Below are 19,616 nucleotides of genomic sequence, written 5' to 3' on the forward strand. Positions count from 1 at the left end.
GAGGCGCTACTTATGCTCGGACGTCCTCTCCTGCGTTTTGTCCGCAAGGATACGCACATCAACTTCATGCGCGGCCGCTTCATGGGGCTGATTGTCTCGGCCGTGCTTTCGATCGCATCGCTTGTTCTGTTCTTCCATCCCGGCCTTACGCTGGGTCTGGATTTTCGGGGGGGGATTGTGGTGGAAGCCCAGACCCCCGGCCCGGCTGATTTTGCCAAAATCCGCGCGGCTCTGGCCGAGCATGGGGTATCGCACGCCTCCTTCCAGTCCTTCGGGGCTGCCAATGATGTTCTGATCCGGCTGGATGCGGGCTCCGAGCAGGATACGCAGACCATTGTGGACAAGGTGCGCCACACCGTGGCCGAATCCCTGCCCGGCACCACCATCCTGCGGGCCGATGCGGTCGGGGCTTCGGTTTCGGCCGAGCTGTTCCGCAACGGTATGCTGGCTCTGGCTCTCAGCCTTGCCATGATTCTGGGTTACATCTGGTTCCGGTTCGAGTGGGAGTTCGCCCTGAGTGCGGTCATTACACTCGTACTCGACCTGACCAAGACCGTGGGCTTTCTGGTCCTGACCGGCTTTGAGTTCGATCTGGTTATGGTTGCCGCAATCCTGACCATTCTGGGCTACTCCACCAACGACAAGGTGGTGGTTTATGACCGTGTGCGTGAGAACCTGCGCAAATACCGCACCATGCCGCTGATCGACCTGATCAACCTTTCGATCAACGAAACACTCAACCGCACGCTGGGCACGTCCTCCACGGTCTTTCTGGCATCCCTGCCGCTGGCCCTGTGGGGAGGCGCCACGTTGTCCGGTTTTGCGTGGACCATGCTGTTTGGCATTGTTGTTGGCACGTCCTCCTCCATCTTTATCGCAGCACCTCTGCTGCTGTTCATGGGGGAAGGTCGCCTCAAGCGCGGCGCCAAAAGTGGCAAGGCTACAGCCCCATCGGCCTGAAGCCCCACGACAATTACGCCTGACACAAAAAAACGGAGCAGTCTGACTGCTCCGTTTTTTTACGCCTTAATGGCGGGAGAGTGGAACGGGCACACCGTTGGGTAACACCAGCATGCTGTTCCCTAATGGAGCAGGTTCATCAATGGTTGCCAGAAAGGCCTCCACCTTAAGCCCTGCCACCTTGAGCGTATTGCTGCCCGGATGGTCCCGAAAAACCAGAATGGCGGCCAGCGCCTCCCGGTCGGCTGTAACGATCTGTACAATCTGCGGCAGGCTCAGGCCGCCACTCATCAACTGCCCGCGCGCCATGCCATTGGCTATGGCGTAACTATACAGCAACGTGCTGGGCGTTTGCTCCACCTTGAGCTGATACGGCACACTCTGGCACCCCGCCACGCCAACAAGGGCAAGCAGGGCGGCAAACGGAGGCGCTTTATAAAAAAAGCGGAATACAGAGGGCTTCATGGTTGAGAGCCTACTCCATATTCCGCCTGTCGAAAACACAGCGCTTGCCCCCGGCCAAGCCTTTAGCCCTGCTGCGTGTTCCGCGCGGCAAGTTCATCACGGATCTGGGTCAGCAGGATTTCCGTCTGGGTTGGTGCGGGCGGTGCTGCGGGCTTGGCTTCCTCACGCACATGCAGGCGGGTCAGGGCTTTGACCATCCAGAAAATGGCCATAGCCACGATCAGGAACTGGATAACAGCGTTCACGAACAGGCCGAGGTTAAGCGTAACCGCGCCAGCTTTTTGCGCGGCGTCCAGCGTTGCTTCATGCGGGCCTTTAAGGGTGACAAACAGGTTGGAAAAATCAATCCCGCCGACCAGCAGACCAATAACGGGGTTGAACACATCCTTGACCAGGCTGTTCACAATCCCTGTAAACGCCGCACCAATGACCACACCAACAGCCAGATCAACCACATTGCCGCGCATGATGAAGGAGCGGAACTCGCCCACCCAGCCCGGTGTACGCACGTGGGCCTTAAGATCAGTTTTAAGATCAACCATAAATTCGGTGTCCTGTTTAAAAGGTTTTCTGCAAAGATACTGTTCTGTATCCGTGTGGCTGGCTATTTCTCAAGCGTTATTATTGGAATAACCAAAAATCTTTGCCATATCTGCCCCCGCCGCGCCGTATATTGGTACAGACTATTCAGGACGTTACCCCGCATTGGGCTGTGGCCTTAACGCCAGTTGCAGGCAAAAGGTGCATAATCAACGGTTGATCCTGCTGCCGCATACCGTTATATGCACGGCAATTCGGCCCGGTCGGTATCGGGCCTTCGTCTGCTGTAAAGAAAGACCTGTCCCATGAAGTCCGGCATTCACCCCGAATACCACGAAATCACCGTCATCATGACCGACGGCACGGAATACACCACCCGCTCCTGCTACGGCAAAGCCGGTGACACCATCCGTCTGGACATTGACACCAAGTCCCATCCGGCGTGGACCGGCGTGCAGCGCATCATGGACACCGGGGGCCAGGTCGCCAAGTTCAACAAGCGCTTTGCTGGGATCGGCACCCGTTCCAAAGGCTGATTTTTCTAGCCTTACCGTGTGCTTTTGGCCCCGCCCTCTTGAAAAAGGAGGCGGGGCTTTCCACGTTTGGAGCATGGCTGATGCCCCACGGGGGTTAGCCAGAAAGACCTGCCACACAGGCCGCCTTATGGGGCCTGCTGCACGGCAGAACCTTGCTGAACGAGGAGGTTCCACATGACTTACGATTTTGCACCCCTATTCCGTACCGCCATCGGCTTTGACCGGCTGGCACAGGTAATGGACACCGCAGCCCGCAGCACGGGCACCCCCAGCTACCCCCCCTATGACATTGCCAAGACCGGGAGCGACAGTTACGCCCTGACCATGGCCGTAGCAGGCTTTGCCCCGGATGATATTGAACTGCTGGTGCAGGACAGCACGCTTGTTGTCTCCGGCCGGGTCAGCGCCCCACAGGACGAGGGCGAAGTGCTGCACCGCGGCATTGCCCGCCGCGCCTTTGAACGCCGCTTTGCGCTGGCAGACCATGTTGAGGTTACAGGGGCGGATATGAATAACGGTCTGCTCCGCATCAGTGTACGCCAGATTGTGCCTGAAGCGCTCAAGCCACGGCGTATTCCTGTTAATGCAGGCCAGACGGAAGGGCCACATGGCGTGGCTAAGGCGCCCACGCCACCTCAACAGGCCCATACTCCCTTTGCGTCCACGTCCACGCTGGCAACACCTGCCTCCCCCCGAAACCAGAGCGTGCCAAACGCGGCCTGAACCCGCCTTGCAGCCCCAAAAGGGAGTGGAACTCCGGTTCCGCTCCCTTTTGTTGTATTTTTGCAGCTTGACCTGAACGGGCTGCTCCCTCCATATCGGGGGCATAGATGCGCGTCGGCAGGCACGCAGGCTTCGGAAGAGGTTCCAGGCCGTCAATTTACCGGTGCCTGCGTGAGCGCCGCCCGACGACAGGATAGAAGCCAAATGACGACCTTACCCTTGATGCCAAAAGCAACCGCTGTGTGGCTGATCGAAAAGACCGCGCTCAGCTTTGAACAGATTGCCGCTTTTTGTGGGATGCACCCGCTGGAAGTGCAGGCCATTGCCGATGGTGAAGTCGCTCAGGGCATTGTTGGCTACGACCCCGTTGCCAACCACCAGCTTGCACTTGAAGAAATCCGCCGTTGCGAAGCAACACCTACGGCGCGGCTTAAAATTCTGGCCACCAACAACCCCGTGCGCCGCCGCTCCAAGGGTGCGCGTTACACGCCGGTTGCCAAGCGCCATGACCGTCCGGATGGTATTGCCTTCCTGCTGCGCAACTACCCGCAGCTGAGCGAACAGCAGATTGTAAAACTGCTTGGCACCACCAAGGACACCATTGCCAAGGTGCGCGACAAGCAACACTGGAACACACCCAACATCAAACCGCGTGACCCGGTGACCGTTGGCCTGTGCAGCCAGACAGACCTGAACGCAGCCGTAGCCGACGCCAATGCCCGGCTTGAGCGCGAAGGGGCGGAAATTCCCGTACCTGCACTGGATGCAGGTGATCTTGATTTTTCTGCTGAATAAAATCCTGCCGGATTTATCTGCCGCTTTTACATGTGCGGCAGATAAATCCGCACTGCGTTTTTAGCCCGCCAGCCGTTCAATTTCTTCCTTGATCCTGAGCTTTTGCAGCTTCAGGCACATCAGAACGCGCTCATCCGGTCTGGGCCTGCCCCCTTCGGAAGCAATCTTCTGGTCAATATGGGAATGGCGGTGTTTGAGAGACTCTATCCTTGCTAGGCGCGCCATGGCTGCCTCCATTCGGTTAGTGACTCTTTTACGCTAGCGTACAGACGGCCAGAAATTTCATGTTAATTTCATATTCCACTGCATGCCGATATGCGCTGTGCACATGGAACTTTTTCCCGTTTGCGCAAGCTGGTCGCGCAATGCATGGTTGGTAAAGAGCGCCATAAATGCAACAACGGAGTAATCCGATTGAATGCACGAGTCAGATGCACACAGGGAGAACCAGCGCCATGATGCAAGACCGCGAGTCACTACTGGGGCAGCTTCTTGAGCTGCGAAGCGAGCATCGTGATCTGGATACGGTCATCAACAGAATGACCAATGAGACAACCTTTATCGACCAGTTGTACCTTCAGCGGCTGAAAAAACGGAAATTACTGCTCAAAGACCGCATAACACGGGTTGAAAGCCAGCTGATACCCGACAATATTGCCTGACTTTGCAACAGGACCAGCATTAGCAAGACCGGATACCCTACCCCTGTGAACACAACAGCCCCCCAGACCACCACCTCCCACGCAGCAGATAACAGCGCAGCGGCCGCGCCCCCCAAGGTTGGCATTATCATGGGCAGCCAGTCAGACTGGGAAACCATGCGCCATGCCGATGCCATTCTGAACACGCTGGAAATCCCGCACGAAACCCGCATTGTCTCTGCCCACCGTACACCGGACCGGCTGGCGGAATACGCCCGTACGGCGGCGGATCGGGGGTTGTCTGTTATTATCGCCGGGGCTGGGGGCGCAGCCCACCTGCCCGGCATGTGCGCGGCATGGACCCGCCTGCCCGTGCTGGGTGTGCCTGTGGAATCCCGCGCACTCAAAGGCATGGACAGCCTGCTCTCCATTGTGCAGATGCCCGGTGGCGTACCCGTTGGCACACTGGCCATTGGCTCGGCCGGGGCCAAGAACGCAGCCTTGCTGGCGGCCTCCATTCTGGCCCTGCAAAACCCCGAACTGGCCGCACGGCTGGAAGCATGGCGCGCGGTACAGACCGCATCGGTTGCCGATACACCCGTGACAGAAAACGAATGACCCATACACACGCAGCTCTGGCCCCCAATGCCGTTATTGGCATTGTGGGGGGGGGGCAGCTTGGCCGCATGTCTGCTGTTGCAGCCTCCCGGCTGGGCTATAAAACGCATATTCTTGCTCAGGACGCACATGGCCCGGCCGCACAGGTTTGCAGCGCCATAACCCTTGGTGCGTATGATGACCCCGCAGCACTGGACGCTTTTGCCAAAGCGGTTGATGTGGTCACCTTCGAGTTTGAAAACATTAGTGCCGATGCACTGGACCGGCTGAGCAGGCACTGCCCTGTGCGCCCGTCGGGCAATATCCTGCGCATCAGCCAGGACCGGCTGGCGGAAAAAACCTTTCTGGCAGAAGCCGGGGTACCACTGGCACCGTGGCATGCGGTAACGGACCATGCCTCCCTGCACGCAGCGGCAGACCGGCTGGGCTTTCCACTTATCCTCAAAACCACCCGCAACGGGTATGATGGCAAGGGCCAGCGCCGTGTGCAAAGTGCTGCGGAACTGGATGAAGCCTTTGCTGCACTCGCGCCGCACCCGCTGGTGGCCGAAGGCATGGTCGATTTTGCCTGCGAACTGAGCGTTATGGTCGCCCGCGGCACAGATGGCACAACCCGGTGCTTTGACACGGTTCTCAACCACCACTGGCACGGCATTCTGGACCTGACACTCGCCCCGGCCCCCGTGCCTGAAAGCGTTGCGGCAGAAGCCGGCCGGCTGGCCGCCCTTATTGCCGAGCGGTTTGATCTGGTTGGCATTATGGGCGTGGAGATGTTCCTTGTGCGTGATGGCTCACTCATGGTGAACGAGGTCGCACCTCGCCCCCATAATTCGGGCCACTGGACTATGGATGCCTGCGCGCAGGACCAGTTTGACATGCACATCCGCGCAGTTGCGGGCCTGCCCCTGCCCCACGCCACCCGCCATTCGGATGCGGTGATGAAAAACCTTGTAGGCCCCGAAGATATGGCCCTGTGGCCCGCCATTTTGGCTAATCCGGGCCATATCCCGCATCTGTACGGCAAAAAAGAGGCCCGTGAAGGGCGCAAGATGGGGCATGTGAATATTCTGTTCCCCTACGGCGCACTCCCCGGGGACTGGGGCATACAGGCAGCTCTTGGCCCGCTGGCAACCAAGTGTGCCTCCCCCCCACCTGCGGGCGAAGACTGAACACCCCCACGGCCTGAGCAGAAGAGGCGCGGCTACAGCAGCCCTGCTTCCTTCATGCTCAGGACCCGCTCCCGGCCTACAATCAGGTGGTCCGCCACGTGCAGCCCTACAACGCGGGCGGCGGCAATGATCTGCGCAGTCATGCTCATATCCTCGGCAGAGGGCATAACATCGCCGCTTGGGTGGTTGTGCACCAGCACAAAACCACCCGCCCGCAAAGCCAGTGCGCGCCTGACAATCTCACGCGGGTAAACGGGAGCATGGTCCACCGTACCGCGCCCCATAACCTCCTCCCCCACAAGCCGATTGGCTGCATCAAGGAACACTACGCGCATCTGCTCGGTTTTTTCATGCGCCATAAGGGCAGACAGATACGCATTCAGGGCCGGGCGTTCGAGCAGTACACTCCCCTGCTGCAAACGCGCACGGTGCAGGCGGAACGCACTCTCACGCGCAAGAATTAACAACACGCGCGCAGCTTCGGGGAGCAGGCTTACACTCCCCTCGTGCTGTGCCGCTGCCGCCAGCACGGCAGAGAGGGTTGCGTATTCCCCCATCAAAGCTTCAGCCTGCTCAATGGCCTGTGCTTGGGCCATACCTGCCGCCCCAAGCAATGCGGCAAGGCATTGCCTGTCATCCCGCCCTACGGCTTTAGCCTGAGGCAGCCCCGGCACCAGCCCTTCTGGCGGCCTTGTTAAAAAAGCCATGCCATCGGCCATGCCCGGTGGAGTATGGGGGCGGCTCACCAGTCTGCTGCCATCTGGCGTGCACTTGCCCATGCACTCGCCCCAACCACCATATGGTCATGCACGCTAACCGCAAGCAAAGGCGCAGCTTTGCGCAGGCTCGCAACAAAAGGCGTGCAATTCTGGAGCAAGGTTTGCACGTCCTGCCCCGGTTCGGCCAGATACACGCTCACAATCGCACTGGCCTGCACCTCCAGCGCGCGTTGCAGAACATGGGCCACAGCCTGCTGCACACGCTCTGCTTCGACTTTTGCGGTTGGCATGGCCCATACCAGTTGCTCGTCCGCCAGCAGGGTATTGCGGCTATCCAGCAGCAGCATGCGCATCTGCGGCCGCTCCGCCGTGCGCAAAACCGTGTTGCAATACAGCAAAAGACTGTCCCAATCGCCCAGATAGGCACGGTTACTGCCGCCATCGCGCACCAGACAGGCTGCCACATCCGGCAACTGTGCGCACAAGGCTGCGGCACCGCGTGGTGCCCCCGCCCCCTGCAACACCGCAGACGCGGAATCGAGCACAGCGGAAAAAGACCCGAACTGGTTGATCAGGCTTTTGGCCAAGGGTTTGGTATCGCGCCGGGGGACGCCGTAAAACAGCAGCATTTCCAGCAATTCGTAATCAGCCAGCCCGCCCGCACCGTGGGCCAGCACCCGCTGGCGCATACGTTTGCGATGCCCCACAGGCCCGGTTGATGCAAACACGCTCCCCCCTTCCTGAACGGAAGAAGCCGGGGGCGGTGGCATCTTTGTTTTCGCCATCCTATTGCTCCGATTGGCCTGAGGCGGACATCACTATATAAGAGAATGGTGACGACATTCGAGCCCCCTTCTCACCCCACCTCCGATGCTGCTCCGCAGAGCGGCTCCTCCTACCTTGCGCGCCTGAACCCGGAGCAACGCGCGGCCATTGAGACAACAGATGGCCCGCTGCTGGTTCTGGCTGGTGCAGGAACCGGCAAAACCCGTGTGCTAACCACACGTTTTGCCCATGTCCTGCTGACCGAGCGCGCAAAGCCGTGGCAGATACTGGCGGTAACCTTTACCAACAAGGCTGCGCGGGAAATGCGCGAGCGTGTTGCCCTGCTCCTTGGTGCACCGGCAGAGGGGCTGTGGCTTGGCACCTTCCATGCCCTGTGCGCACGCATGCTGCGCCGCCACGCGGAATATGTGGGGCTGACCCAGAGCTTTACCATTCTGGACACGGACGACCAGCTCCGCCTGCTCAAGCAGGTTATGGAACCCTGGCAGATTGACACCAAACGCTGGCCCGCCCCCGGCCTGCTTGGGGTTATCCAGCGCTGGAAGGACCGGGGGTTAACGCCTGCGCGTGTCACCCCGTCCGAAGATACGGACTTTGCCAATCATCACGCCCGCGCCATTTACGAGGCTTATCAGGCCCGCCTGATACAGCTCAACGCCTGCGACTTTGGCGATCTGATGCTCCACGTGACCGAAATCCTGCGGACCCGCCCCGATGTGCTGGCCCAGTACCACCGGTTGTTCCGCTATATTCTGGTCGATGAGTATCAGGATACCAACACCGTGCAGTATCTGTGGCTGCGCCTGCTGGCCAAACAGGCCGATGGCACGGCCAATATCTGCTGCGTGGGGGATGATGACCAGTCCATCTACTCCTGGCGTGGTGCGGAAGTGGAAAACATTCTGCGGTTTGAAAAAGATTTTCCCGGCGCAAAAATTGTCCGGCTGGAACGGAACTACCGCTCGACCCGCCACATTCTGGGTGCCGCCGCGGGGCTGATCGCCCATAACGGGGAACGGCTGGGCAAAACCCTGCGCTCGGGGCGGGATGACCCCTCGGATGGGGAAAAAGTGCTGGTCACCAGCGTATGGGATTCAGACGCCGAGGCCCGCAGCGTGTGCGACATAGCCGAGCGCCTGCACCACAAGGGGCAGTCTCTGGCGGAAATGGCCATTCTGGTCCGTGCCGGGTTCCAGACCCGTGCATTTGAGGAGCGGCTTGTACAGACCGGCCTGCCCTACCGCATTGTTGGTGGTGTGCGCTTTTACGAGCGAGCCGAAATCCGCGATGCACTGGCCTATATGCGCGTGGTCAGCCAACCGGCGGATGATCTGGCGTTCGAGCGGATCATCAACGTGCCCAAGCGCGGCGTTGGCCCGGCCAGCCTGCAAAAACTGCGCGAGGCGGCCCGCTTTGCCAATACTCCGGTGAGTGTTGCAACCCAGACCATGCTCGAAACCGGCCAGCTCAAGGGCAAAATGGCCGACCAGTTGCGCACACTCACCAATGCCCTGAACACCACGCGAGATATTCTGGGCCGTGAAGGACACGTGCTGGCCGTTGAACACCTGCTGGAAGAGAGCGGCTACCTTGAAATGTGGCGCCTTGACCGCTCGCCCGAAGCCCCCGGGCGGCTGGAAAACCTGAAGGAACTTGTGCGCGCTCTGGCCGATTTTGGCACGCTTGGCGAGTTTTTGGAGCATGTCTCCCTTGTCATGGAGACGGACGAAAAAGCGCAGGATGCCAAACTCTCGATCATGACACTCCACGGAGCCAAAGGGCTGGAGTTTGATACGGTGTTCCTCCCCGGTTGGGAGGAAGGGGTTTTTCCCTCCCAGCGCACGCTGGATGAAGGCGGGCTTAAAGGGCTGGAGGAGGAACGGCGTCTGGCCTATGTGGGCATTACCCGTGCACGCAAACAGGCCATGATCTTCCATGCCGGGAGCCGGCGCATTTACGCCAACTGGCAGCCTTCCATGCCCAGCCGCTTTCTGGATGAACTGCCAGAGGAGCACATCAGCCGCAAAAACGAAGGCGGCTCCGCCCGCCGCGGCCTGTTTGCCGAACAGAGCCTGTTTGACAGCGGCCCCGTTGTGGCCCGCCGCAAACGCCCGCCCGAAGCGGAACCAGCCTTTGAGCTGGGGCAGCAGGTCCGCCACCCCCGTTTTGGTGTGGGCATCGTTATTGCGGCTGACCGCAACCATCTGGAAATCGCGTTTGAAGACGCGAGCACAAAACGACTTCTTTCCTCCTTTATCGAGAAACTATAATGGCCCCCACACCCCGCCGCCACGCTACAAGCCTGGAAACCATTTCTGTCACCGTACCCGAAGCTGCGGTGGAAGCTTACGAAAACGCCATTGGCAGCGTCTGCACCACGGTTGGTATTTTTGAGGCCAACCCCGAAGGCACTCAGTGGCGGGTTGAGGGCGTAAAAGACACGGGCCACCGTGAGGACGAACTGACACTGGCCCTTATGCTGGCCGAACTGACCAGTGGCGTATCCGCCCCGCTGGAACGCGCGGCAACCGAAGCCGAAGGCTGGCTTGCCCGCACTTATGAGGCTTTTCCCGAACAGAAGGTGGGCAAACGCTTTGTGGTGCGCGGCACCCATCTGCCCGATGCCCCCGAGGCAACCCGCATTGTGCTCACGCTGGATGCAGGCGTGGCTTTTGGCTCGGGCGAGCATGGTTCCACCCGTGGCTGCCTGCGCGCACTGGAACGCATTGCCCACCGCCACCCCCGCCGTATTCTGGACCTTGGCTGTGGCACGGGTATTCTGGCCATGGCCGCAGCAGCCCTTTTGCACCAGAAGGTGCTGGCGGTGGATATTGAGCCGTGGTCGGTCCGTGTTTCCGCCCAGAATGCGCGGCGTAACCGGCTGAACCGTGCCCTTACCTGCCGCCTTGGCAATGGCTGGCAAACGCCCGCCATCCGCAAGAACGCACCGTATGATCTGGTTTTTGCCAATATTCTGGCCCGCCCGCTGTGCCTTATGGCCAAGGATCTGGCACAGGCACTGGCCCCCGGCGGCACGGTTATTCTGGCAGGCCTGCTGCAAACGCAAATCCGCATGGTGCTGGCGGCCCACCGCAGGCAGGGGCTGGTGCTTGAGCAGGTCCTGACCGAAGGGGACTGGGCAACCCTGATCCTGCGCCGCCCCGGCGGCTCTTGCCCCGCCTGATCTTTTGCCACACCTTTGCGCAGGGCAGCCTATGCCTGGGCTATCCTGCGCCAAACCTTAGCCCCAAATCTGCGGAGTAGTACCTTGGCTTCCTTATCCATGAGCAGACTCACCTCGCTACGTGCCGCATTGCGCCAGAACGGGCTGGATGGCGTGATTATTCCACATGGTGATGAGTTCCTGGGGGAGTACACCCCGGCCTGCGCACAGCGGCTGGCATGGATAAGCGGTTTTACCGGCAGCGCAGGCACAGCCATTGTGCTGGCAGACAAGGCCGCCGTTTTTTCCGATGGTCGCTACATCACACAAATGGACCAGCAGGTGGATGGCACGTGCTGGGAGCGTGTGCATGGCGGGCAGGTGCCCCCCGCCACATGGCTGGCCGCCAACGCCCGGCCCGATGCCAGCATTGGCTACGACCCACGCATTATGAGTGCCGCGGAACTGGCCCCCTACCTGCAACATGAGCAGCTTTGCCTTACCCCCACCGCGCATAATCTGGTGGATGCACTCTGGCAGGACCGCCCTGCCCTGCCAGCTGGCCCCGCGTTTATACACCCCCTGCGTTATGCGGGTGAAAGTTCGGCCAGCAAACGCGAGCGCATTGCGCATGACCTGCGCCATCTGGGGCAGGATGCCGCCGTGCTGAGCGATTCAGCCTCCATTGCCTGGCTGCTCAATATCCGTGGGGCGGATATTCCCTGCACCCCCGTTGTGCTGGCTTTTACCATTATCCACGCCGATGCAAGTGTTGACCTGATTATCCAGCCCGACAAAATTCCCGCAGACGTGCGCGCATGGCTGGGGGCGGAGGTGCGTATCCATGCCCCCGCAGAGCTGGAGCAGGTGCTGGCCTCATTGGCCGGGCGCACCGTGGGGGTAGACCCGGCAAGCAATGCCGTGTGGTTTACACAAACACTGGGCCGCCATAACGCAACCGTTGCCACCACACCCGACCCGTGCCTGCTGCCCAAAGCCTGCAAAAACCCGGTTGAGCAGCAGGGCATGCGCGCAGCCCACCTGCGCGATGGCGTGGCCCTGTGCCGCTTTTTGCACTGGATGGACACCCACGCCACCACCACAACCGAACTGGATGCCGCCAAACAGCTCGCCACATTCCGGCGGGCTGCGGCAGACTATGTGGAGGACTCGTTTACGGCCATTTCAGGCACGGGGCCAAACGGGGCCGTTATCCATTACAGCGTAACCCCGCAAAGCAACCGCGCCATAGCCGCCAATGACGTTTACCTGATCGACAGCGGTGGCCAGTACCCCGATGGCACAACCGATGTCACCCGCACGCTCTGGTGTGGCCCCAACACACCCCCGCCAGCGCTAAAAGCCGCGTTTACCCGCGTACTCAAGGGCAACCTGCGCCTTGGCCATGCGCGCTTCCCCACGGGCACAAAAGGCCACGCGCTGGATGCACTGGCACGGTACGACCTGTGGCAGGCCGGGCTGGATTTTGACCACGGGACAGGCCATGGCGTTGGCAGCTTTTTATCGGTGCATGAAGGGCCTGCCCGTATTTCCAAGGCCGTTTCCGCCATTGCGTTGCAGGCGGGCATGGTCCTGTCCAACGAGCCGGGTTTTTACCTGCCCGGTGCTTACGGTATCCGGCTGGAAACCCTTGTTCTGGTCCGCCCGGCCGAAGTTGCAGACTCCACGCGGTCTTTTCTGGAGTTTGAAACCCTGACCCTGGCCCCGTTCGACCGGAAACTGATCGACCTCTCCCTTATGGGGAAAGCAGATACCGCCCTGCTGGATAGCTACCATGCAGAAATCTTGCACCAGATTGGCCCGCACCTGCCCGCAGATGCAAAAAATTGGCTGCAAACAGCCTGTGCGCCTCTCAATAAGGCGTGATAGCAGGCTCTAGCCACCAATGGTCACGTAAATGGGAATCGCCTGAGCGCCCAAAGAGGCGCAGAACAGGCACCGAAGTTGAAAGGGAGCTTCTCAGAATGACAGCACATAGCAAGACCATTCCCGCCACACTTATTCCCGGTGATGGCATTGGCCCTGAAATTGTTGAATCGGTTATAGAAATTCTGGACGCGGTTGACGCCCCGTTTGTATGGGACCGTCAGCTGGCCGGCATGGCTGGTGTAGATGCGGTTAACGACCCACTGCCCAAGCAGACCATTGAGAGCATCCGCCGTACGGGCCTTGCCCTTAAAGGCCCGCTGACCACACCAGTTGGTGGTGGCTTCAAGTCCATCAATGTGACACTCCGGCAGGAATTCGGCCTGTTCGCCAACCTGCGCCCCACCAAGACCATTGTCCCCGGTGGCCGGTTTGAGGACATTGACCTCGTTCTCTTCCGTGAGAACCTGGAAGGCTATTATGCCGCCATGGAGCACTACATTCCCGTGGGTGAAGACCCCAAGGGTATTGCTCTGAGCTCCGGCTTTACCTCCCGCGCGGAATGCCGCCGGATTGTCAAATACGCCTTTGATTATGCCGTAAAAAACAACCGCAAGACGGTTACAATCGTGCATAAGGCCAACATCCTCAAGCTGCTGACTGGCCTCTTCCTTGAAGAAGGGCGCAAGGTTGCCGAGGAATACAAAGGCCGCATCGCCTTTAACGAACGGATTGTAGACGCCTGCGCCATGCAGCTCGTCATCAACCCATGGCAGTTTGATGTGGTTGTGACCACCAACCTGTTCGGGGACATCCTGTCCGACCTGACCGCTGGTCTGGTGGGTGGTCTGGGCATGGCACCGGGCGCGAATATTGGCGAAAAAGCCGCCGTGTTTGAAGCCGTCCATGGCTCTGCACCCGACATTGCTGGCAAAGGCATTGCCAACCCGCTGGCACTGCTGCTGGCTGCGGTTATGATGCTGCGCCATGTTGGCCACGACAAGCAGGCTGACCGGATTGATGCCGCGATCAAAAAAGTGATCACCGAAGGCGGCGTCCGCACCAAGGATCTGGGCGGCAATGCCACATCCAAGGAACTGACGGCAGCCCTCAAGCAGGGTCTGGCCTAAGTTACAGGCCACCTCCTCCGCCACGGGCAGGCCCGGTAGCGGAGGGTGACCACAAGGGGATGCTACGGCATCCCCTTTTTTTATGGCAGTTCCATAGGCTGCGCGCAGGCCAGAAGCTGGAGACTGAGCAAAGCGTGGTCAAATATTTCCTGCTGCTGGGGGGGCATCTGCGCGACCTGCCTGCCAAGCCAGCGGGCGGTTATGGCTGCCTGCCGGGTTACCACCACACCATCATCCTGCTCCCAGTGCCGCAGAAAAGCCCGGAACGCCTGTTGCACATTGCGCGGCGTGGTGGGGGCCAGAGCAAGCTCGCGCAGCAGAATAACATGCATTCCGCTCACCATGCCCGAGAACTGCTGGCGGGCAAATGCTTTGCGCTGCGGCAGGGCAATACCCTGGGCATTACGCACAATCCGCACCAGACTATCCGCATTACCCGACAACCATTGATAAACCGAAACCCGGTTATTAGCAGAGGCCAGCTCCCGCAGTTGCCTGCTGGTCCAGCGTGCCGTGCGCTGCATGTGGGAATCGGGGCGGAACGGTAGAACCGTGCGATACGTCCACCCCGCCACCAGCACAGCCCCCAAAAATGCCAATGCGGTATTGAGGAACGAAACCTCATCATACCGCCCCTGATTATTCGGCCCCATAAGAACAGGCAGAAACATGTTGAACGAAAACGCATAGCCCGCCGTAGCCGGGTTGCGCGCGGCAAGCCCGCCAATAACCATGGGCACCATAAGCAGCAGTACCAGCAGTTCGGGCGTGCTGAGCGCGGGTAGCACCAGCGTTACGTAAATCCCGGCGACAAGCACACACCACACAGCCCCCCGAAAGAACGGAGCCGAAGCTACAACCGGGTTTTCCCGCGTGGCCAGCAGGCCGTATACAAGTGCCAGCAGCGACATAAAAGTTGGCCCTGCGGGCCATGCCGTGACCTCCCATAGCAACCAGCCAACCAGAATACCCGCACAGGCGCGCACACCGTTTTCCACCGCTTCCAGCGTATGCCTGCGCGACCGGATACGAAACCGGAAATGGTCCCCCCGCCGGTGGGTCAGGCAGGCCTGCACGTGCTCGTCAATACTGCGCTCATCCTTGCGGATGGATGTTGGCACCTTGCTGGCAGGCAGTAGCTTAAGGGTCGCCAGCCCTTCTGCCCGGGCCAGCATAACCAGCAGCCCCGCCAGTGCGGCACGGGCATGGTCGGCCATATGGCCATACCCCCCGGCTTCCAGCGCATCGTATTCAATACGACTGCCTGCAGCAGTCAGTTCGCCCAGCAGAGGGCTCTGGTCCAGTTCGGTTGTCGGGTGCCCTTCTACCAGACAGGTCACGCGCTTGCGCACCAGTGCCTGTGCGCTTTCCAGCCGGGTTTTAAGCCGGGCGCGCGCATGGGCCTGCAAGCCGGGCATAAACAGCAGGGCCAGCAGGGCCTCGCACACTACACCCAGCACAATATACGTGCCGCGCGCCATGGCGATGTCAAACACCTGATCTGGCTGCATAATGGCCCCGGTGGCCACAATGGCGGAGGTAAAGCCGGTCAGGACCAAGCCGTAGGCTTTATACCCTTCCAAAAACGTGGCCATGCCACAGCATAGGCCAATCCAGCAGGCCAGCACGCCAAAAAACAGGGCAGGACTTTGCGGAAAAGCGGCAATAAGCCCCACCGCCACACAACAGCCCAGAATTGTACCCGCAATACGCCAGCGCGCCTTGGATAAGCTCTCCCCCCGGGAGGACTGCGCAACCACCCACACGGTCAGCGGTGCCCATTGGGGGCTGTCCAGCTCCATGGCCATGGCGATAACAAGGGACAACCCGGCAGCAAGGGCCGAGCGCACAGCAAAGGCGACATCCCCGTAGGATGGGGCAACGAGCCATTTAAGCTTGCCCGCCCATTGCGCGCTCAAAGCCTGCCACGCAGCCAGCAGCTGCATGCCCCCCCACCGATGGACAACGGGCATGCCTGCGTCTGGGTCCATATTGCTCATGGTGTGTTGTACTCAGCCAGCCGGAAAAACCGCACGATGTTCAGGTCGCCCGCATAAGTCCAAGCGTTTGTTCTGATCACATCATAAGCAGAATTTATGATGAACCCACAATCCGCTAAACGGTATAAATACTGTCCAGTTCCAAAGTGCTGGCAACATGCCACAGACGGGTGAGTAGCGCGGTGGAGTTAGGCTGGTTCAGCCTAAGCACGCCAACATCTGGCGCTGGGGACGGGTCCAACCTGCACACCTGCAATGGTGGCATAAGGCCCGTACGTTCAGGCAAGGCGGATATGGGCATAATGCCCGCAACCTTGCCTGCCATGATTTCCGCGTGCAGCAGTTCCAGCACGTTGGTTTCCAGCATAACCTGCGGCACCACGCCAGCCTGTGCAAAACAGGCATCCACCAGTTGCCTGCTGTGCATGTTGCGGTTGAGCAGCCCCAGCGGCAGGGTAGCCGCCTCTGCCCAGCCACACCTGTGCTCCGCCGGCAATGGAATGGAAGGGGCTGCAATAAGCACGTAATGCTCGGCGTACAGGCGCTGGACCTCAAACGGTCCATCCTTGGGCACCTGCTCCAGATACATTAACCCCAGCTGAATACGCTGCTCCCTGAGCTGATGCAGGATTTCCGCATTGGGATAAACGGTGACCTCAACCCGCAGAGCGGGCACGGCGCTGCGAAAATGCTCCAGCAGCAGAGGCACAACCTGCACCCCCTGAGGCATAACACCAATGGAGACAAACCCGCCCGCCACATCCTGTGCAAAAGCGGCCTCCTGCCGCAGGCTGTCCAGATCCGCCAAGGTCTGGCGGGCCCAGATCAGCACACGCTGGCCTTCCTCCGTCAGCCCGAAAAACCGGCGGTTGCGGTTGATGATGGTAATGCCCAGCTCGTTTTCCAACTGCCTGATTGCAGAGGAAAGTGCGGGCTGGGACACCCCACACGCCTGTGCTGCGCGCGAAAAATGGCGGTGCTGGTCCAGCGCGATCAGGTAACTGAGTTGCCGCAAAAACACCTGTACGCGCGCCCCTTAGCCGATTTCGATCCCGATCTGCTTAATGTCGTGGAACTTGATGTCGGGGTTCTGTTCTTCTGTCCGGCGCATCATAAAGCCCGACGTTGCGAGAAAAACAGGGTCATCATCCAGATCATCCGCCATGGCAGAGCGGTTGGAGGCGGCAAATGCCTCAATTTTATCCCGCGGTCCGGTTATCCAGCGGGCAAGGGAGAATGGCGTGGAATCAAACCCGATGCCCACGCCGTATTCCGCCCGCAGCCGGGCCTGCAACACATCAAGCTGAAGTGTGCCCACCACACCCACAATGGGGGGCGCGCCATCCTGCGGCCTGAAGAGCTGCACGACCCCTTCCTCCGCCAGTTGCACCAGAGCCTGTTTGAGCTTTTTGGCCTTCATGGCGTCATCAAGGCGCACGCGGCGCAGGATTTCGGGGGCAAAATGGGGAACACCGGTAAAGCGGATGTCCTCCCCCTCGGTCAGTGTGTCACCAATACGCAGGGTGCCGTGGTTGGGAATGCCCACAACGTCGCCCGCAAAGGCTTCTTCCGCCAGATGCCGGTCCTGCGCAAAAAAGAACTGGGGCGTGTGCACGGCAAAGCTTTTGCCCGTGCGCGTGTGTTTGAGCCGCATACCCCGCGTTAAACGACCGGAGCATATGCGCGCAAAGGCAATGCGGTCACGGTGGTTGGGGTCCATGTTGGCCTGAATTTTGAACACCAGAGCCGTCATGCCCGGCTCATCCGCCGTAACTGTGCGGTTTTCTGCCGCCTGCGCACGGGGGGATGGACCAAAGGCCACAAGCGCGTCCAACAGGTCGGTTACGCCGATTTCCTTGATCGCACTCCCGAAAAACACGGGGGTCAGGTGCCCGGCGTCGAACGAAGCACGGTCAAACTCCGGCAGAGCGGCCTCGGCCAGTTCCAGTTCCTCACGCATCTGCACCAGACGGGCATCATCCTCCGCCAGCGGTGTGAGCGTGTTGAGCTTGCCATTCAGCAGGTCATACGTGCCAACAAACGTGGCCGCACGGCCAACCGGCCAGGTGGCGGGGCATGTATCGAGTGCTAGGGAGGAGGCAATTTCGTCCAGCAGGGCAAAGGGGTCCTGTGCCTCGCGGTCCATCTTGTTGATGAAGGTTACAATGGGAATATCGCGCAGGCGGCAGATTTCGAACAGCTTGCGTGTCCGGTCTTCTATCCCCTTAGCAGCGTCAATCACCATAACGGCCGAGTCAACGGCGGTGAGGGTCCGGTACGTATCTTCGGAGAAGTCTTCATGGCCCGGCGTGTCGAGCAGGTTGAACACGCACCCGCCGTAATCAAACGTCATGACCGAACTGACAACCGAAATACCACGGTCGCGCTCAATGGCCATCCAGTCCGAACGTGTGCGGCGGCGCTCGCCTTTGGCCCGCACGTTCCCCGCCAGCTGAATGGCACCACCCGCGCGCAGAATACGCTCGGTCAGTGTGGTTTTACCGGCGTCGGGGTGCGAGATGATCGCAAACGTACGACGGCGGACAATTTCCTTACCCAGTTCAGGATTGGCGGTATCAGACATAAATCAGTTCCGGGGCTTCTGGCATGAATAAAAACGGCAAACGCCGGATGGAGAGTAACCCCTCCACCCGGCGTCCACAGGTCGAACCGGAGTTCCCGATTAACGGGAGTAGAATTCGACCACCAGGTTCGGTTCCATCTGCACCGGATACGGCACATCGGAAAGCTGCGGGCCACGCAGGAACGTGCCCTTCATCTGGCGATGATCCACTTCCATGTATTCCGGCACGTCACGCTCAGCGGACTGAGTTGCATCCAGAACGATGGCAAGCTGCTTGGACTTTTCACGCACTTCGATCACGTCACCATCCTTAACGATGTAGGACGGGATGTTCAGCTTGCGGCCGTTGACCAGAATGTGGCCATGGCTGATGAACTGACGTGCAGCAAACGGCGTGATCGCGAACTTCATGCGGTAGATCACCGCGTCCAGACGACGTTCGAGCAGGTTGATCAGGTTTTCAGACGTATCGCCCTTACGACGCACGGCTTCCTGATAGTAGCGGCGGAACTGCTTTTCCGTGATGTTGCCGTAGTAGCCCTTGAGCTTCTGCTTGGCCATCAGCTGCACGGAGAAGTCAGAAGGCTTGCCCTTGCGGCGCTGACCGTGCTGACCCGGACCGTATTCACGACGGTTAACGGGGGACTTTGCACGGCCCCACAGGTTTACGCCAAGGCGGCGGTTGATTTTGTACTTGCTCTCAAGGCGCTTGCTCATAGTGCGCTCTTCATCTCTCAACAGGCGGGCTGGGAGAAACAGCCCGTCATTACACCGGTAGTCTCCGTCCACCACGGATCGGAGCGGGCGCACACCGCATTACCAGCAAAAAGACGCTGGCCGGTCTGTCCACATTCCCGGCAATGGTCGCAGGGTTTACGAGAACGTCACCGGCCTGTCAAC

20 protein-coding genes are annotated in these 19,616 nt (G+C 59.9%); 11 read left to right on the forward strand and 9 right to left on the reverse strand.

Annotated elements, in window-relative coordinates:
* Positions 1–12: 12 nt before the first annotated feature.
* Complete coding sequence (gene secF / locus GOB83_RS00990; protein ID WP_165924994.1) at positions 13–960, forward strand: protein translocase subunit SecF; 948 nt, start codon at positions 13–15, stop codon at positions 958–960.
* Between the two features lie 66 nt (positions 961–1,026).
* On the opposite strand, the gene GOB83_RS00995 is transcribed toward secF, so the two are convergent.
* Together GOB83_RS00995 and mscL are read right to left on the reverse strand one after the other, a co-directional pair.
* Positions 1,027–1,425 (reverse strand): hypothetical protein, encoded by a 399-nt coding sequence (locus tag GOB83_RS00995; RefSeq protein WP_086645839.1) that lies wholly within the window; start codon positions 1,423–1,425, stop codon positions 1,027–1,029.
* A gap of 62 nt (positions 1,426–1,487) precedes the next feature.
* Complete coding sequence (gene mscL / locus GOB83_RS01000) at positions 1,488–1,967, reverse strand: large conductance mechanosensitive channel protein MscL (RefSeq protein ID WP_095348924.1); 480 nt, start codon at positions 1,965–1,967, stop codon at positions 1,488–1,490.
* A gap of 303 nt (positions 1,968–2,270) precedes the next feature.
* Between mscL and rpmE the strand changes: the two genes are divergently transcribed.
* From rpmE to GOB83_RS01015, 3 genes are all read left to right on the forward strand, one after another.
* Positions 2,271–2,501 carry a 50S ribosomal protein L31 gene (gene rpmE / locus GOB83_RS01005; RefSeq protein WP_086638545.1) on the forward strand — a complete coding sequence of 77 codons (231 nt, stop codon included), beginning with the start codon at positions 2,271–2,273 and terminating at the stop codon, positions 2,499–2,501.
* 174 nt (positions 2,502–2,675) lie between these two features.
* A complete protein-coding gene (locus GOB83_RS01010; RefSeq protein WP_242005674.1) occupies positions 2,676–3,224 on the forward strand; it encodes an Hsp20 family protein in 549 nt (182 codons plus the stop codon).
* A gap of 204 nt (positions 3,225–3,428) precedes the next feature.
* Positions 3,429–4,019: a DUF1013 domain-containing protein gene (locus GOB83_RS01015; protein ID WP_086645837.1), complete on the forward strand. Its 591-nt coding sequence runs from the start codon at positions 3,429–3,431 to the stop codon at positions 4,017–4,019.
* Between the two features lie 60 nt (positions 4,020–4,079).
* Here GOB83_RS01015 and GOB83_RS01020 read toward each other — a convergent pair whose 3' ends face one another.
* The gene (locus tag GOB83_RS01020; protein ID WP_086646044.1) at positions 4,080–4,244 is read right to left on the reverse strand and encodes a YdcH family protein; all 165 of its coding nucleotides are present in this window, start codon (positions 4,242–4,244) and stop codon (positions 4,080–4,082) included.
* 230 nt (positions 4,245–4,474) lie between these two features.
* On the opposite strand from GOB83_RS01020, the gene GOB83_RS01025 reads away from it, so the two are divergent.
* From GOB83_RS01025 to GOB83_RS01035, 3 genes are read left to right on the forward strand one after another with little or no spacing between them, the layout of a single operon-like run.
* Complete coding sequence (locus GOB83_RS01025) at positions 4,475–4,681, forward strand: YdcH family protein (RefSeq protein ID WP_025824960.1); 207 nt, start codon at positions 4,475–4,477, stop codon at positions 4,679–4,681.
* A gap of 45 nt (positions 4,682–4,726) precedes the next feature.
* A complete protein-coding gene (gene purE / locus GOB83_RS01030; RefSeq protein WP_255375210.1) occupies positions 4,727–5,278 on the forward strand; it encodes a 5-(carboxyamino)imidazole ribonucleotide mutase in 552 nt (183 codons plus the stop codon).
* Entirely contained in the window at positions 5,275–6,447 is a 1,173-nt protein-coding gene (locus tag GOB83_RS01035) for a 5-(carboxyamino)imidazole ribonucleotide synthase (RefSeq protein ID WP_165924995.1), read from the forward strand. Before purE ends, GOB83_RS01035 begins: the two co-directional genes overlap by 4 nt.
* A gap of 32 nt (positions 6,448–6,479) precedes the next feature.
* On the opposite strand, the gene GOB83_RS01040 is transcribed toward GOB83_RS01035, so the two are convergent.
* Both GOB83_RS01040 and GOB83_RS01045 read right to left on the reverse strand, forming a co-directional pair.
* Positions 6,480–7,193, reverse strand: a complete 714-nt coding sequence (locus GOB83_RS01040; protein WP_165924996.1) for a JAB domain-containing protein — start codon at positions 7,191–7,193, stop codon at positions 6,480–6,482.
* Positions 7,190–7,951, reverse strand: coding sequence for a JAB domain-containing protein (locus GOB83_RS01045; RefSeq protein WP_165924997.1), 762 nt, complete (start codon positions 7,949–7,951; stop codon positions 7,190–7,192). The genes GOB83_RS01040 and GOB83_RS01045 overlap by 4 nt, the downstream gene beginning before the upstream one ends.
* 45 nt (positions 7,952–7,996) lie before the next feature.
* On the opposite strand from GOB83_RS01045, the gene GOB83_RS01050 reads away from it, so the two are divergent.
* The 4 genes from GOB83_RS01050 to GOB83_RS01065 all read left to right on the forward strand — a co-directional run bounded on the left by GOB83_RS01050 (position 7,997) and on the right by GOB83_RS01065 (position 14,132).
* Complete coding sequence (locus tag GOB83_RS01050; protein WP_165924998.1) at positions 7,997–10,222, forward strand: ATP-dependent helicase; 2,226 nt, start codon at positions 7,997–7,999, stop codon at positions 10,220–10,222.
* Positions 10,222–11,136 (forward strand): 50S ribosomal protein L11 methyltransferase, encoded by a 915-nt coding sequence (locus GOB83_RS01055; protein WP_165924999.1) that lies wholly within the window; start codon positions 10,222–10,224, stop codon positions 11,134–11,136. The genes GOB83_RS01050 and GOB83_RS01055 overlap by 1 nt, the downstream gene beginning before the upstream one ends.
* 84 nt (positions 11,137–11,220) lie before the next feature.
* Positions 11,221–13,002 (forward strand): aminopeptidase P family protein, encoded by a 1,782-nt coding sequence (locus GOB83_RS01060; RefSeq protein ID WP_194301235.1) that lies wholly within the window; start codon positions 11,221–11,223, stop codon positions 13,000–13,002.
* A gap of 98 nt (positions 13,003–13,100) precedes the next feature.
* Positions 13,101–14,132, forward strand: a complete 1,032-nt coding sequence (locus GOB83_RS01065; protein ID WP_086645832.1) for an isocitrate/isopropylmalate dehydrogenase family protein — start codon at positions 13,101–13,103, stop codon at positions 14,130–14,132.
* Between the two features lie 80 nt (positions 14,133–14,212).
* Here the strand turns inward: GOB83_RS01065 and GOB83_RS01070 are convergent, their stop codons facing one another.
* The 4 genes from GOB83_RS01070 to rpsD all read right to left on the reverse strand — a co-directional run bounded on the left by GOB83_RS01070 (position 14,213) and on the right by rpsD (position 19,433).
* The gene (locus GOB83_RS01070; RefSeq protein ID WP_242005675.1) at positions 14,213–16,132 is read right to left on the reverse strand and encodes an FUSC family protein; all 1,920 of its coding nucleotides are present in this window, start codon (positions 16,130–16,132) and stop codon (positions 14,213–14,215) included.
* Positions 16,133–16,247: 115 nt separating this feature from the next.
* Positions 16,248–17,153, reverse strand: coding sequence for a LysR family transcriptional regulator (locus tag GOB83_RS01075; RefSeq protein ID WP_165925001.1), 906 nt, complete (start codon positions 17,151–17,153; stop codon positions 16,248–16,250).
* A gap of 15 nt (positions 17,154–17,168) precedes the next feature.
* Positions 17,169–18,716: a peptide chain release factor 3 gene (locus GOB83_RS01080; RefSeq protein ID WP_095348932.1), complete on the reverse strand. Its 1,548-nt coding sequence runs from the start codon at positions 18,714–18,716 to the stop codon at positions 17,169–17,171.
* Positions 18,717–18,815: 99 nt separating this feature from the next.
* Entirely contained in the window at positions 18,816–19,433 is a 618-nt protein-coding gene (rpsD, locus tag GOB83_RS01085) for a 30S ribosomal protein S4 (protein ID WP_025824941.1), read from the reverse strand.
* Positions 19,434–19,616 lie beyond the last annotated feature (183 nt).

Source organism: Acetobacter fabarum (assembly GCF_011516925.1).
Taxonomy (GTDB): domain Bacteria; phylum Pseudomonadota; class Alphaproteobacteria; order Acetobacterales; family Acetobacteraceae; genus Acetobacter; species Acetobacter fabarum.

Bases quoted from the DNA above. Each gene is read 5' to 3' on its own strand.
- secF (WP_165924994.1), top strand. From the start codon at position 13: ATGCTCGGACGTCCTCTCCTGCGTTTTGTCCGCAAGGATACGCACATC.
- GOB83_RS00995 (WP_086645839.1), bottom strand. From the start codon at position 1,425: ATGAAGCCCTCTGTATTCCGCTTTTTTTATAAAGCGCCTCCGTTTGCC.
- mscL (WP_095348924.1), bottom strand. From the start codon at position 1,967: ATGGTTGATCTTAAAACTGATCTTAAGGCCCACGTGCGTACACCGGGC.
- rpmE (WP_086638545.1), top strand. From the start codon at position 2,271: ATGAAGTCCGGCATTCACCCCGAATACCACGAAATCACCGTCATCATG.
- GOB83_RS01010 (WP_242005674.1), top strand. From the start codon at position 2,676: ATGACTTACGATTTTGCACCCCTATTCCGTACCGCCATCGGCTTTGAC.
- GOB83_RS01015 (WP_086645837.1), top strand. From the start codon at position 3,429: ATGACGACCTTACCCTTGATGCCAAAAGCAACCGCTGTGTGGCTGATC.
- GOB83_RS01020 (WP_086646044.1), bottom strand. From the start codon at position 4,244: ATGGCGCGCCTAGCAAGGATAGAGTCTCTCAAACACCGCCATTCCCAT.
- GOB83_RS01025 (WP_025824960.1), top strand. From the start codon at position 4,475: ATGATGCAAGACCGCGAGTCACTACTGGGGCAGCTTCTTGAGCTGCGA.
- GOB83_RS01035 (WP_165924995.1), top strand. From the start codon at position 5,275: ATGACCCATACACACGCAGCTCTGGCCCCCAATGCCGTTATTGGCATT.
- GOB83_RS01045 (WP_165924997.1), bottom strand. From the start codon at position 7,951: ATGGCGAAAACAAAGATGCCACCGCCCCCGGCTTCTTCCGTTCAGGAA.
- GOB83_RS01050 (WP_165924998.1), top strand. From the start codon at position 7,997: ATGGTGACGACATTCGAGCCCCCTTCTCACCCCACCTCCGATGCTGCT.
- GOB83_RS01055 (WP_165924999.1), top strand. From the start codon at position 10,222: ATGGCCCCCACACCCCGCCGCCACGCTACAAGCCTGGAAACCATTTCT.
- GOB83_RS01065 (WP_086645832.1), top strand. From the start codon at position 13,101: ATGACAGCACATAGCAAGACCATTCCCGCCACACTTATTCCCGGTGAT.
- GOB83_RS01070 (WP_242005675.1), bottom strand. From the start codon at position 16,132: ATGAGCAATATGGACCCAGACGCAGGCATGCCCGTTGTCCATCGGTGG.
- GOB83_RS01080 (WP_095348932.1), bottom strand. From the start codon at position 18,716: ATGTCTGATACCGCCAATCCTGAACTGGGTAAGGAAATTGTCCGCCGT.
- rpsD (WP_025824941.1), bottom strand. From the start codon at position 19,433: ATGAGCAAGCGCCTTGAGAGCAAGTACAAAATCAACCGCCGCCTTGGC.